The 14,122-nt window shown below is 72.9% G+C and carries 8 protein-coding genes; 4 read left to right on the forward strand and 4 right to left on the reverse strand.

Annotated features, from left to right (window positions below; genetic code table 11):
• From OHA19_RS13005 to OHA19_RS13020, 4 genes are all read right to left on the reverse strand, one after another.
• Entirely contained in the window at positions 1 to 2,295 is a 2,295-nt protein-coding gene (locus tag OHA19_RS13005; protein WP_405716637.1) for a protein kinase domain-containing protein, read from the reverse strand.
• Between the two features lie 28 nt (positions 2,296 to 2,323).
• Complete coding sequence (locus OHA19_RS13010) at positions 2,324 to 4,843, reverse strand: protein kinase domain-containing protein (protein WP_405716636.1); 2,520 nt, start codon at positions 4,841 to 4,843, stop codon at positions 2,324 to 2,326.
• A gap of 182 nt (positions 4,844 to 5,025) precedes the next feature.
• A complete protein-coding gene (gene meaB / locus OHA19_RS13015) occupies positions 5,026 to 5,985 on the reverse strand; it encodes a methylmalonyl Co-A mutase-associated GTPase MeaB (RefSeq protein WP_405716635.1) in 960 nt (319 codons plus the stop codon).
• A gap of 78 nt (positions 5,986 to 6,063) precedes the next feature.
• Positions 6,064 to 7,266: an acetyl-CoA C-acetyltransferase gene (locus OHA19_RS13020; protein WP_405716634.1), complete on the reverse strand. Its 1,203-nt coding sequence runs from the start codon at positions 7,264 to 7,266 to the stop codon at positions 6,064 to 6,066.
• Positions 7,267 to 7,400: 134 nt separating this feature from the next.
• Here OHA19_RS13020 and mce point away from each other — a divergent pair, with 134 nt between their 5' ends.
• The 4 genes from mce (at position 7,401) to OHA19_RS13040 (ending at position 14,119) form a co-directional block, all read left to right on the forward strand.
• Positions 7,401 to 7,829: a methylmalonyl-CoA epimerase gene (mce, locus tag OHA19_RS13025; protein ID WP_405716633.1), complete on the forward strand. Its 429-nt coding sequence runs from the start codon at positions 7,401 to 7,403 to the stop codon at positions 7,827 to 7,829.
• A 164-nt stretch (positions 7,830 to 7,993) separates the two neighbouring features.
• Complete coding sequence (gene scy, locus OHA19_RS13030) at positions 7,994 to 11,887, forward strand: polarized growth protein Scy (protein WP_405716632.1); 3,894 nt, start codon at positions 7,994 to 7,996, stop codon at positions 11,885 to 11,887.
• Positions 11,888 to 12,071: 184 nt separating this feature from the next.
• Positions 12,072 to 13,010, forward strand: coding sequence for a cellulose-binding protein (locus tag OHA19_RS13035; RefSeq protein ID WP_072486740.1), 939 nt, complete (start codon positions 12,072 to 12,074; stop codon positions 13,008 to 13,010).
• 107 nt (positions 13,011 to 13,117) lie between these two features.
• Positions 13,118 to 14,119 (forward strand): ABC transporter ATP-binding protein, encoded by a 1,002-nt coding sequence (locus OHA19_RS13040; RefSeq protein ID WP_405716631.1) that lies wholly within the window; start codon positions 13,118 to 13,120, stop codon positions 14,117 to 14,119.
• Positions 14,120 to 14,122: the final 3 nt, after the last annotated feature.

Consider the following 14,122-nt stretch of genomic DNA (forward strand, 5'->3'; position numbering starts at 1 on the left):
TCAGGGCATGTAGACGGAGATGACCGTCCCGTCATCGAAGCTGAGGAACATCGCGTCGCCCCGGGCAACGTACGAGATCGACGCCGGGTCCTGCTTCTCGTCGGGCCACTCCGAGGGTAGGCGTGAGCCTGCGTCCTCCGCCTCGCCCTCGGAGGCCATGGCGAACGCGACGATGTTCTGTTCTTTCACGACAACGGCCTTGTCACCGGCCACGGCCGGCCCGCCCCCGTTGCTCAACGTCTCGCCACCGTCGTACGACGCCCAGTACTGCCTCCCGTCGGCCAGGCCGAACGCGTACACCCGCGTCCGGTCGCTCACCACGACCCTGCCGTCGTGTGACACGGCGGGCCGGTAGGCGATGTCCAAGCCGTCGGCGAGCGTGCGGCGGTTCTGCGGGGCCGTCACATCGACGACCGTCAGGCCGTTCGAGCCCGCGCAGAGGAGTTCCTTGCCCTTCAGGACCGGCGTACGGCAGGTGATGTCACCGGCACCGACGGCTGTCAGCCGTGCGCCGTCCGCGCCCTTGAGGACGGTGATACCGTCTCCGACCGCGACGAGCCGGCCGTCCGCGAAGGAGAGTTCCGCCTCGTCGGCCGGGTCGTCCCACGGCTTGTCCCACTTGCGGGTCTGCTTGCCGGTGAGCCGGTGGGCGACGAGCCGGGACGCGCCCGTGCCGGTGGCCCTCGTGGCGTAGTACAGGACTCCGTCCGACTGGACCGAGTCGGTCACCTGCGTCCCCTCGGGCAGCGGCTCCCGCCACTTCCGCGCACCGTCGTCCAGGCCGAGCGCCACCAGGGCACCGTCCTGGAAGGCGTAGACGGTGGTGCCGATGACGGCGGCCACCGAGGCCGGTCCGCTGCCCGCCCCGCCCGGCTCGGTCCGCCAGCGCTGTTCGCCGTTCGCGGCGTCCAGCACGGTGATGCGCTGCGGGCCGCCGCAGACCAGGGAAGTGTCCGCCAGTACGCACTCCACCGGCCCGTTCTCGACCTTGGTCTTCCACGCCTTCCAGTCCGCCGGTTTCCTGGAGACGTCGGTGGCGGCCGCCCCGAAGTCCCCGGTGCGGCCCGCGTCCGCGCCCGGAACGACCGCCGGCCCCGCCTTCGTCCGCGCGGCGTCCGAGGCGGAAGCGGTCGGCCCCGCGCCGCCGCCGGTTCCGCCCGCGTTGTCGTCGCTCCCGCCGTCCCCCTCGAAAAGTCCCGGCAGCAGCACCGCGCCCAGCACCACGCACACCACCGCGGCCGCCGCCGCCAACGCGATCCACAGCCCCTTGTTGCCCTTGCGGTCACCCGGTACGGCCACCGGCACGACGGGTGTCGGGGCGAAGGCGGGCCCGCCGGGGTGCGGGGCGCCGGACGGGGCGGGCGGTGCGACGGCGGCCGGGGCTGCCGCCTCCGCGGCGGCGCGCGCCGCCGCCGCGTGCGCGGCGAGCTGCCCCCGTACCGCTTCCGTCCAGGGGAAGGCTCCTGGGGTCGCCCGGCCCGGCACCAGCATCTCGGCCAGCTGCTGGGGCGTCGGCCGGGCCCCGGCCTCGCTGCGCAGGCACTCCTCGATCACCGCGCGCAACTGCGGTGGCACGCCGGAGAGTTCGGCCTCGCCCTGGGCGATCCGGAAGATCACGGCAGCCATGTCGGAGTCGTCGAACGGACCCCGGCCGGTCGCCGCGAAGGCGAGCACCGCACCGAGGCAGAAGACGTCCGACGCGGGCACGAGCGCCCGCGAGCCGTTGACGTGCTCCGGCGAGATGTAGCCGGGGCTGCCCACCACAACACCCGTCCGGGTGAGCTGGGTGGCGTCGAAGGCCTGGGCGATCCCGAAGTCGATCACCTTCGGCCCGTCGGCGCCGAGCAGCACATTGCCCGGCTTGAGGTCGCGGTGCAGTACGCGCACCGCGTGCATGTCGGCGAGCGCGCGGGCCAGACCGGCGCCCATCTCGCGCACCACCGGCTCGGGCATCGGCCCGCCGCGGATCACCGCCTCGGCGAGCGAGGGGCCGGGGACGTACTCGGTCGCCAGCCAGGGCAGCCGGCCGCCCGAGTCGCCGCCGACGAGGGACGCGGTGTGCGGGCTGCGCACGGCGCCCGCCGCGTCGATCTCGCGTCGGAAGCGGATCCGGAAGCCGTCGTCGAGGTCGAGATCGGCGCGTACGGTCTTCAGCGCGACCAGCCCGGCGAGCGGATCCGGCGCACCGGCGGGCCGGGCCAGATACACCTCGCCCATGCCGCCCGCGCCGAGCAGTCCGAGCAGCTGGTAGGGGCCGATCAGCCGGGCGCGGCCGGGCGGAAGCGGCTCGATCACTGTGCGGTCCCCTCAAGCGGTTCGTCGTTCATCCGGGCAGCGGTACGGAGACCGTGGTGCCGTCGTCGTACACGACATGCACGACGCCACCGACCGGCAGCACCTGCGGGTCGACCAGTTCCTGCTCCAGATCGATGCCGTTGGTGACGGAGTCGTACGTCGGCGTCCTGGTCGGGCCCGGAGCGCCCGGAATCCGGGTCCCGGCGAGTGGGCCCAGGCTGCCGTCGGGGCGCATCGGAACCGTGTACAGCGTCGTGCTGTCCGCCCACACCACCGTGTCCGCGTCGATCATGGGGTTGGAGACCGGGTTGCTCATGCCTTGTGCCACCTTCCCGCCGAGCGGGAACCGACCGAGCGGTCGGCCGCTGTCACGGCCCACGACGACGACCTCGTCGGGCACGCTCTCGACGTACTCGTCGCCCCGGCGGATCGTGATCACCCGGTCGTCGAGCGCGGTCAACCTCGCCCCGGCGACGAGCGAGGAATCGACCGACACCCGGCCCTGCGTCCGGAGCGTCCCCGCCGCGAACCGCAGCACGACCATGTCATCGCCGAAGCCGGAAGGATCATCGTTGGTGACGTATGTCGTACAGAAGGCGAAAGGTCCTCGCACCCGGAGCGATCCGCACCCCGAGTTCGTCACGTCGCCGGCTCCCTGGACGGCCTCACCGCCGGCCGTTCCCAGCACCGTGCCGTCCTTCGGCCGGAACGCCTTGGGTGCGTCCTCGCCGACGGCGTACACCACCTTGCCGTCGGTGGCGACCGGCCAGAAGTTGCCCTTCTGCGCATTGGAGATGTCCTGCGGAGCCAGCTGCTCGCGCCACTTCTCGACGCCGGTCCTCAGGTCGTACGCGGCAAGCTCCGCTCCCTCGGGAGTCGCTGTGGTGGCGGCGAAGACCAGGCCGTCGACGACGACCGGCGCGCTGTCCAGATTGTGCGCGCCGCCCGACCGGGCCTCCCAACGGACCTTGCCGGTCCTGGCGTCCAGTGACTGCAGCCGGTCGCCCGCAGCGAGGAGGACGGTGTCGTCGTACACGGTGGGGCGGGTGGCACCGGCCGGCATGAAGAACTGACCGCGGGGCCCGTAGCCCGCGCTCCGTCCGGACTCTCCGGAGTCGAACGTCCACATCCGGTGCCCGTCGGCGGCCGACAACGCCTCGTACGTGCCGTCCACCATCCGGCAGACCACCACATCCCGGCCCGCCGAACAGCCGATCGGGGACCCCGTGAACTTCCCCTTCCAGGACTTCTTCCACCCCGTCGGCCGGACGTCGCGACCGTACGGGACCGCGCCCGAGGCGTCCGGGCCGCCGTTCTCGTCCACGCCCGCCACGATCCTGACGCCCTCGGCCGGACCACCGTCCCGGGCCGTCCCGCCGGGGGTGCCGCCCTTGTCGCGCCAGGCCAGGATCCCGCCCGTCGCCGCGCCCAGCACGATCAGTGCGGCGAGCGCGACGGCCAGGGTGCGCCGGGAGCGGCGCGGGGGCGGGGCCTGGGTGGTGCCCGGGGCGATACCGGGACCCTGGGTGGGCGCGCTGTGCGGGTCGGGGGCGGCGGGCGGGGCCTGGACGGGGGCGGGGCCCTGGGTGGGCAGCTGATGGAGCGCGGGCCGGCTGTCGGCGGTCGCCTCGGTCGGGGTGTACCCCGGCAGCAGCGGGCCGCCCAGCGCGACGACCCGGGCCAGTTCGCGCTCGTGCTCCGCGATGTGCTGCGCCACCGCGTCCGGCCACCGCCCGGCCGCGCCGGGGTCGAGCAGCTCCGCGAGTTCGGCGGCGGCCGGGCGGGCGGCCGGGTCCTCGATCAGGCAGCGGTCCAGCACGGCCCGCAGCGCGTCGGGCACGTCGTCGAGATCGGCCTCGACGTACTTGACCCGGTAGAGCACGGCGGCGACCGGGCCGTCGCCGAAGGGGTCGCGTCCGGTGGCGGCGTAACAGAGCACGGAGGCCAGGCAGAAGACGTCCGAGGCGGGCACGACGCGTCCGCTGCCCGCCACGTGCTCCGGGGACATGAAGGCCGGGCTGCCGACCATGCGGCTGGTGGTGGTGAGCGGGGTCGCGCCGGAGTCGCGGGCGATCCCGAAGTCGATCAGGCTCGGACCGTCCGCCGCGAGCATCACGTTGCCGGGTTTCACGTCGCGGTGGACGATCCCGGCCGCGTGGACGGCCGCCAGGGCGCGGGCGAGTCCGGCGCCGAGCATCCGTACCTCGGCCTCGTCCATCGCGCCCGCCCGGCGGACGGCGGCGGACAGGGTCGGCCCCGCCACGTATCCGGTGGCGAGCCAGGGCACTTCGGCGTCGGCGTCCCCGTCGAGCAGCAGGGCGAGATGGGGTCCGGCGACGGACCGGGCGACGGTGATCTCGCGGCGGAAGCGGCTGCGGAAGCCGGGATCCTTGGCCACGTCGCGGCGGACGGTCTTGACGGCGACCGGGTCGCCGCCGCCGTCGCGGACGCCGAGGAAGACCTCTCCCATGCCGCCCGCGCCGAGCCGGGCCCGTATCCCGTACGGCCCGATCCTTCCGGGCGAGCCCTCCCGCAACGGACCCAGCATGCGCCACTCCCCCCGTCGTTACGCGTGGATCGACGGGCACCCCGTGCCCGTGTCCGGCGGTAATCCTGCCACGGACACGTCATCCGTGGCAGCGCCCGGCGGAACGACCGGGGCAGACGCACGGGCGGGTCCGTGAGCGGCCCGCACACCGCTCCCGGACCCGCCCGGCCGTCCCGTCGGGATCAAGCCCCGCCGGTGAGCCCCGCCACCAGCTCGTCGGCCGCCGCGTACGGATCGAGGCTGCCCGCCACGATGCGTTCGGCGAGCGCGCCGAGGTGGCGGTCGCCGTGCAGATCGCCGATGCGTTCGCGCAGCCGGGTCACGGCGATGGTCTCGACCTCGCGGGCGGCACGGGCCGTGCGCCGCTCGGCGAGCACGCCGTGCTCCTCCATCCACGCCCGGTGCTTCTCCAGCGCCTCGACGACCTCGTCGATGCCCTCGCTCCGGGCGGCGACCGTCTTCACGATCGGCGGCCGCCAGTCGCCGGGGCCCCGCGATTCGCCGAGGCCCAGCATGTGGTTGAGCTCGCGCGCGGTGGCGTCCGCGCCGTCCCGGTCGGCCTTGTTGACGACGTACACATCGCCGATCTCCAGGATTCCGGCCTTCGCCGCCTGGATGCCGTCGCCCATGCCGGGGGCCAGCAGGACGACGGAGGTGTCGGCCTGGGAGGCGATCTCCACCTCCGACTGGCCGACGCCGACCGTCTCCACGAGGATCACCTCGCAGCCCGCCGCGTCCAGCACCCGGATGGCCTGCGGTGCCGACCAGGCCAGGCCGCCCAGATGTCCGCGGGTGGCCATGGAGCGGATGTAGACGCCCGGGTCGGAGGCGTGCTCCGACATCCGGACCCGGTCGCCGAGGAGCGCCCCGCCGGAGAACGGCGAGGACGGGTCGACGGCGAGCACGCCGACCCGCTTGCCGGCCCGCCGGTACGCCGTGACGAGCGCCGACGTCGATGTCGACTTGCCGACACCGGGCGAGCCGGTGAGGCCGACGACGTACGCGTTGCCGGTCAGCGGCGCCAGGGCCGCCATCACCTCGCGCAGCTGTGGCGACGCCCCCTCCACCAGGGAGATGAGCCGGGCCACGGCCCGCGGCCGGCCCGCACGTGCCTGCTCGACCAGGGTGGGGACGTCCACCATCACCGCTCCGTTCACTCGCCGGGTGCTCTACGTGTACCGCGTACTGCCTGTTCCCTGCCCGGAACTACTTGCCGGGAGCTACTTGCCCGGAACACGGATGATCAGTGCGTCGCCCTGACCGCCGCCGCCGCACAGCGCCGCCGCACCGGTGCCGCCGCCGCGCCGCTTCAGTTCCAGCGCCAGGTGCAGCACCACGCGGGCGCCGGACATCCCGATCGGGTGGCCGAGCGCGATGGCGCCGCCGTTGACGTTGACCTTGTCCGGGGTGACGCCGAGGTCCTTCATCGACTGGACGGCGACGGCGGCGAACGCCTCGTTGATCTCGATCAGGTCGAGGTCGCCGGCCTCCAGGCCCTCCTTCTTGAGGGCGTGCTTGATGGCGTTGGACGGCTGCGACTGGAGCGAGTTGTCCGGACCCGCCACATTGCCGTGGGCGCCGATCTCGGCGATCCAGTCCAGGCCCAGCTCCTCGGCCTTGGCCTTGCTCATGACGACGACCGCGGCGGCGCCGTCGGAGATCTGCGAGGAGGTGCCCGCGGTGATCGTGCCGTCCTTGGCGAACGCGGGGCGCAGCTTGCCGAGCGACTCCACGGTGGTCTCCGGGCGGATGCCCTCGTCCTTGGCGAAGAGGACCGGGTCGCCCTTGCGCTGCGGGATCTCGACCGGGGTGATCTCGGCCTCGAAGAGGCCGTTCTTCTGGGCCGCGGCGGCGCGCTGGTGCGAGAGGGCGCCGATCTCGTCCTGGTCGGCGCGGCTCAGGCCGAGGCGGGTGTTGTGCTTCTCGGTGGACTCGCCCATCGGGATGTTCTCGTAGGCGTCGGTCAGACCGTCGTACGCCATGGAGTCGAGCATCTCGATCGCGCCGTACTTGTGGCCCTCGCGGGACTTGGGGAGCAGGTGCGGGGCGTTGGTCATGGACTCCTGGCCGCCGGCCACGACGACGTCGAACTCACCCGCGCGGATCAGCTGGTCGGCCAGCGCGATCGCGTCGAGCCCGGACAGGCACACCTTGTTCACGGTGAGCGCGGGGACGTTCATCGGGATGCCCGCCTTGACCGCGGCCTGGCGGGCCGGGATCTGGCCCGCACCGGCCTGCAGCACCTGGCCCATGATCACGTACTCGACCTGGTCGCCGCCGATGCCGGCCCGGTCCAGCGCGGCCTTGATGGCGAAACCGCCGAGGTCGGCGCCGGAGAAGCTCTTCAGCGAGCCGAGGAGGCGGCCCATGGGCGTACGCGCGCCCGCGACGATCACTGAGGTGGTACCGGTCGTTCCAGACATGAGGGGCGCCCCTTGGGATGAGGAGTGAACGAGGGTTTACTTGAATGTACTGAGCGGTACCTCGCCCGTCATCCGGCAGCGGGTGTGACGGCGCGCACGTTGCGTAACCATCCATGTGGCGCTGCACTGGTTCCATGCTGACGCGAATCGATCACATCGGGATCGCCTGTTTCGACCTCGACAAGACCGTCGAGTTCTACCGCTCGACCTACGGGTTCGAGGTGTTCCACTCCGAGATCAACGAGGAGCAGGGCGTACGGGAGGCCATGCTCAAGATCAACGATACGTCGGACGGCGGCGCTTCCTACCTCCAGCTCCTGGAGCCGACCCGGGAGGACTCGGCCGTGGGCAAGTGGCTGGCGAAGAACGGCGAGGGCGTCCACCACATCGCCTTCGGCACCGCGGACGTCGACGCCGACTCCGCGGACATCCGGGAGAAGGGGGTCAGGGTGCTGTACAAGGAGCCCAGGACCGGTTCGATGGGGTCCCGGATCACCTTCCTGCATCCCAAGGACTGCCACGGCGTCCTCACCGAACTGGTCACGTCCGCAGCGGAGCACTGACCTCCGGATACCCGGCCCGGTAGAGTGGGCTGTTCCGGGCCGGGGCCGGGTCGGGGCCGCGCCGCGTCCCCAGCCGTTGATCTGTCACCATTCCCCGGGGGACCGTTCACCGGTGAACGGTACTCGTTGGAGAGTTGCGACCAGGGGACGGATGGGACCGCGCAGTGCGGGGCTACGAACGCCAGGAGAGCCACCGAGCTGACGACGACCACCTCTCGCGGTTCGAAGCCGAGATGGACCGGCTGAAGACCGACCGGGAGAAGGCCGTCCAGCACGCCGAGGACCTCGGTTACCAGGTCGAGGTCTTGCGCGCCAAGCTGCACGAGGCTCGGCGCAATCTCGCGACCCGTCCCGCGTACGACAGCGCGGACATCGGCTACCAGGCCGAGCAGTTGCTCCGTAACGCCCAGGTCCAGGCGGAGCAGCTGCGGACCGACGCCGAGCGGGAGCTCCGCGACGCCCGCGCGCAGACGCAGCGGATCCTCCAGGAGCACGCCGAGCACCAGGCGAGGCTCCAGGCCGAGCTGCACAACGAGGCGGTGCAGCGGCGCCAGCGGCTCGACCAGGAGCTGGCGGAGCGCCGTCAGACCGTCGAGTCCCACGTCAACGAGAACGTCGCCTGGGCCGAGCAGCTCCGGGCCAGGACGGAGTCCCAGGCCCGCCGGCTGCTGGAGGAGTCCCGGGCCGAGGCCGAGCAGTCCCTGTCGGCCGCGCGCGCCGAGGCGGGCCGGCTGGCGGAGGAGACCCGGCAGCGGCTCGGTTCCGAGGCGGAGACGGCCCGGACCGAGGCCGAGGCGATCCTGCTGCGCGCCCGCAAGGACGCCGAGCGGCTGCTGGCCGCCGCCTCCAGCCAGGCGCAGGAGGCCACCAGCCACGCCGAGCAGCTGCGTACGTCGACGTCGGCCGAGACCGAGCAGACCCGGCAGCGGACCGCCGAGCTGAACCGGGCCGCCGAGCAGCGCATGCAGGAGGCCGAGACCCAGCTGCGCGAGGCCCGGCTGGAGGCCGAGAAGGTCACCGCCGAGGCGAAGGAGGCCGCGGTCAAGCGGCTGGCCGCCGCCGAGTCGCAGAACGAGCAGCGCACCCGCACGGCCAGGTCGGAGATCGCCCGGCTGGTCGGCGAGGCCACCAAGGACGCCGAGACGCTCAAGGCGGAGGCCGAGCAGGCGCTCGCCGACGCCCGCGCCGAGGCGGACCGGCTGAAGTCCGAGGCGTCCGAGAAGGCCCGCACGGCCGCCGCCGAGGACACCGCGGCCCAGCTGGCCAAGGCCGCCAGGAGCGCCGAGGAGGTGCTGACCAAGGCGTCCGAGGACGCGCGGTCCACCACCAGGGCGGCGAGCGAGGAGGCCGACCGGATCCGCCACGAGGCGGAGGCCGAGGCGGACCGGCTGCGTGGCGAGGCCGCCGAGCAGGCCGATCAGCTCAAGGGCGCGGCCAAGGACGACACCAAGGAGTACCGGGCCAAGACGGTCGAACTCCAGGAGGAGGCGCGCAGGCTGCGCGGCGAGGCCGAGCAGCTGCGCTCCGAGGCGGTCGCCGAGGGCGAGCGGATCCGCGGCGAGGCCCGCCGCGAGGCGGTCCAGCAGATCGAGGAGGGCGCGAAGACCGCCGAGGAGCTGCTGGCCAAGGCGAAGGCGGACGCGGAGGAGCTGCGGTCCGCAGCGGGCACCGAGAGCGAGCGGGTCCGCAGCGAGGCGGCCGAGCGGGCCGCGGCACTGCGCAAGCAGGCCGAGGAGGCCCTGGAGCGCGCCCGCGCCGAGGCCGAGCAGCTGCGTACCGACTCCGAGGAGCAGGCCTCCTCGACCACCACCGCGGCCGAGCGGGCGGCGGCGGAGCTGCGCGAGGAGACCGAGCGCGCGGTCGCGGCCCGGCAGGCGGAGGCGGCCGAGGAGCTGACCCGGCTGCACACCGAGGCCGAGACCCGGGTCGCCACCGCCGAGCAGGCGCTCACCGACGCGCGCGCCGAGGCGGAGCGCCTGAGGCGCGAGACGAACGAGGAGTCCGAGCGGCAGCGCGCGGAGGCCGCCGAGCGGATCCGGACGCTGCAGGAGCAGGCGGAGACCGAGGCGGAGCGGCTGCGCGACGAGGCCGCGGCGGACGCGTCGCAGTCGCGTGCCGAGGGCGAGGCCGTCGCCGTACGGCTGCGCTCCGAGGCGGCAGCCGAGGCCGAGCGGCTCAAGTCCGAGGCGCAGGAGAGCGCCGACCGGGTGCGGTCCGAGGCCGCCGCCGCCGCGGAGCGGGTGGGCACGGAGGCCGCCGAGGCGCTGGCCGCCGCCCAGGAGGAGGCCAACCGGCGCCGCCGGGAGGCCGAGGAGACCCTCGACGCGGCGCGCACCGAGGCGAACCAGGAGCGCGAGCGGGCCCGCGAGCAGAGCGAGGAGCTGCTCGCCTCCGCCCGCAAGCGGGTCGAGGAGGCGCAGGCCGAGGCGCAGCGGCTGGTCGAGGAGGCGGACAGCCGGGCGACCGAGCTGGTCTCCGCGGCCGAGCAGACCGCGCAGCAGGTACGGGATTCGGTCAGCGGGCTGCAGGAGCAGGCCGAGGCGGAGATCGCCGGGCTGCGTTCGACCGCCGAGCACGTCGCGGAGCGGACGAAGTCCGAGGCGCAGGAGGAGGCGGACCGGGTCCGCACCGACGCGCACGCCGAGCGGGAGCGGGCCGGTGAGGACGCGTCCCGGATCCGCCGGGAGGCGCAGGAGGAGTCCGAGGCCGCGAAGGCGATGGCCGAGCGGACCGTCGCGGACGCGATCGCCGAGTCGGAGCGGCTGCGGGCGGACACCGCCGAGTACAGCCAGCGGATGCGCACCGAGGCCTCCGACGCGCTGGCCTCGGCCGAGCAGGACGCGTCGCGCAGCCGGGCCGAGGCCCGCGAGGACGCCAACCGGATGCGTTCCGACGCAGCGGCCCAGGCCGACCGGCTGGTGGGCGAGGCGACGAGCGAGGCCGAGCTGATCGGCGCGGAGTCGGCGCAGCAGGCCACCCAGCGCGTGGAAGAGGCGACGCAGCAGGCCACCGGGCTCGTGGAAGAGGCGACGCAGCGGGCCACCACCCTGGTCGACGAGGCGAAGCAGCAGGCGGACCGGCTGTCGGGCGAGGCCGTGGACGAGGCCGAGCGGCTGCGCGCCGAGGCGTCGGCCACCGTCGGCTCGGCGCAGGAGCACGCGGCCCGCACCCGCGAGGAGGCGGAGCGGCTGCGCGCCGACGCGGAGGCGGCGGCCGAGCAGATGCGGGCGGAGGCCCGCCAGGAGGCGGACCGGCTGCTCGACGAGGCCCGGGAGGCCGCGGCGAAGCGCCGGGCCGATGCCGCCGAGCAGGCCGATCAACTCATCAGCAAGGCGCAGGAGGAGGCGCTTCGCGCCGCCACCGAGGCCGAGGAGCAGGCCGACACGATGGTCGGCGTGGCCCGCAAGGAGGCCGTGCGGATCACCTCGGAGGCGACGGTCGAGGGCAACTCCCTGGTCGAGCGGGCCCGTACGGACGCGGACGAGCTGCTGGTCGGCGCGCGCCGGGACTCCACGGCGATCCGGGAGCGGGCCGAGGAGCTGCGGGCCCGGATCGAGGGCGAGATCGAGGAGCTGCACGACCGCGCCCGGCGGGAGACGTCCGAGCAGATGAAGACGGCGGGCGAGCGCGTCGACAACCTGATGAAGGCGGCGACGGAGCAGCGCGACGACGCGGCGGCCAAGGCCAAGGAGCTGCTGGCGGACGCCAATTCGGAGGCGAGCAAGGTCCGGATCGCCGCGGTGAAGCGGGCCGAGTCGCTGCTGAAGGAGGCCGAGCAGAAGAAGGCCACGCTGGTCCGCGAGGCCGAGAAGCTGCGGGCCGACGCCGAGGCCGAGGCGAAGCGTACGGTCGACGAGGGCAAGCGCGAGCTCGATCTGCTGGTGCGCCGGCGCGAGGACATCAACACCGAGATCTCCCGCGTCCAGGACGTGTTGGAGGCGTTGGAGTCCTTCGAGACGCCGGCGGGCGGCGGCAAGGGCTCGGGCGGCTCCTCCGGTAGCGTCAAGGCCGGGGCTGCGGCGGGCACTCGATCGAGTGGCAAGTCGTCCGAGGGGTAGTCGCCTTGTCAGTTCCCGTGCTTCGACAGGAACGTTCCATCCTCCGAGTGGCAAGAGTTGCGGGGGTTAGCCACTCAAAAGAGGTGTCATTCTCCAGATCAAAAGGGCATCCGCTCGATGACACGCCGTTCCGGCCCCTAGGATTCCCCCTAACACCTCACCGGTCTCATTCGACAGGAACCCCATGAGCGACCCTTCCTCCCCCTTCGGCTTCGAGCTCGTGCGACGTGGATACGACCGCGGTCAGGTGGATGACCGCATTACCAAGCTCGTCGCCGACCGTGATAGTGCTCTGACCCGCATCACGTCTCTGGAAAAGCGCATCGAGGAGCTCCACCTCGAGACGCAGAACGCCCAGGCCCAGGTGAACGACGCGGAGCCGTCGTACGCCGGTCTCGGCGCGCGCGTGGAGAAGATCCTCCGCCTGGCCGAGGAGGAGGCGAAGGACCTGCGCGAGGAGGCCCGTCGCGCCGCCGAGCAGCACCGTGAGCTCGCCGAGTCGGCCGCCCAGCAGGTGCGCAACGACGCCGAGACGTTCGCCGCCGAGCGCAAGGCGAAGGCCGAGGACGAGGGCGTCCGGATCGTCGAGAAGGCCAAGGGTGAGGCCGGCTCGCTGCGTACGGAGGCCCAGAAGGACGCCGCGCAGAAGCGCGAGGAGGCGGATGCCCTCTTCGAGGAGACCCGCGCCAAGGCCGCCCAGGCCGCCGCGGACTTCGAGACCAACCTGGCCAAGCGCCGTGACCAGTCGGAGCGCGACCTCGCGTCCCGTCAGGCCAAGGCCGAGAAGCGTCTCGCCGAGATCGAGCACCGCGCCGAGCAGCTCCGTCTGGAGGCCGAGAAGCTCCGTACGGACGCCGAGCGCCGGGCCCGTCAGACGGTGGAGACCGCGCAGCGCCAGTCCGAGGACATCGTGGCCGACGCGAACGCCAAGGCCGACCGGATCCGCAGCGAATCGGAGCGCGAGCTGGCGGCGCTCACCAACCGCCGCGACTCGATCAACGCCCAGCTGACCAACGTCCGCGAGATGCTGGCCACGCTGACCGGTGCCGCGGTCGCCGCAGCCGGCACCCCCGCCGACGACGAGCCGGTCACCCGTGGTGTCCCGGCTCAGCAGGGCCGCTGACGCCGAGTACTTCAGCTGCACTACAGGAGGACACCGAAAGTCCCCCTTGCGCGCCCGGTTCCGCCCTTGTGGTGGCGCCGGGCGCGCGGCCGTTCTAGCGTGAACGCATGATCGAGCTGGATGGCCTCACCAAGCGCTTTGGCAACAAGGTTGCCGTCGACCGGCTCTCGTGCCGGGTCAGGCCCGGAATGGTGACGGGTTTTCTGGGGCCCAACGGGGCGGGCAAATCCACGACGATGCGGATGATGCTCGATCTCGACAACCCGACCAGCGGTTCGGTGCGCATCGACGGCAAGCACTACCGCGACCTGGAGGAACCCCTCAAGTACATCGGGGCGCTGCTGGACGCCAAGTCGATGCACGGCGGACGCAGCGCGTACAACAATCTGCTCTGTCTCGCGCAGAGCAACCGCATCCCGGAGAGCCGGGTCGCGGAGGTGCTGGACACCGTCGGGCTGACCCCGGTGGCGAAGAAGAAGTCGAAGGGGTTCTCGCTCGGCATGGGCCAGCGGCTCGGCATCGCGGCGGCGCTGCTCGGCGACCCGCAGGTGCTGCTCTTCGACGAACCGGTCAACGGCCTGGACCCCGAGGGCATTCACTGGATCCGCAATCTGATGAAGACACTCGCCTCGGAAGGCCGGACGATCTTCGTCTCCTCGCACCTGATGAGCGAAATGGCCCTCACCGCGGACCACTTGATCGTGATCGGCCAGGGCAGGCTGCTCGCCGACACATCGATGGCCGACTTCATCCATCAGAACTCCCGCAGCTACGTACGACTGCGCTCGCCGCAGCAGGAGCGGCTGCGCGACGTACTGCACGAGGCGGGCCTGATCGTGGTCGAGACCGGGGGCGGCGTCCTGGAGATCGACGGCGCCACGACCGAGGCACTGGGCGAGCTCGCCGCGCAGCACCAGATCGTGCTGCACGAGCTGAGTGCCCAGCGGGCCTCCCTGGAGGAAGCGTTCATGCAGATGACCGCGGACTCCGTGGAGTACCACGCGCACTCGGACCATGCCGCGGCGCCACCGCCGACGGGCCCGCAGTGGGGCGAACAGTGGAACCAGCAGACCGGTGGCCCCGCCGCCGGCAGCGGCAAGGAGGTGTGACGA

Source organism: Streptomyces sp. NBC_00012 (genome assembly GCF_045040875.1).
Classification (GTDB): Bacteria; Actinomycetota; Actinomycetes; order Streptomycetales; family Streptomycetaceae; genus Streptomyces.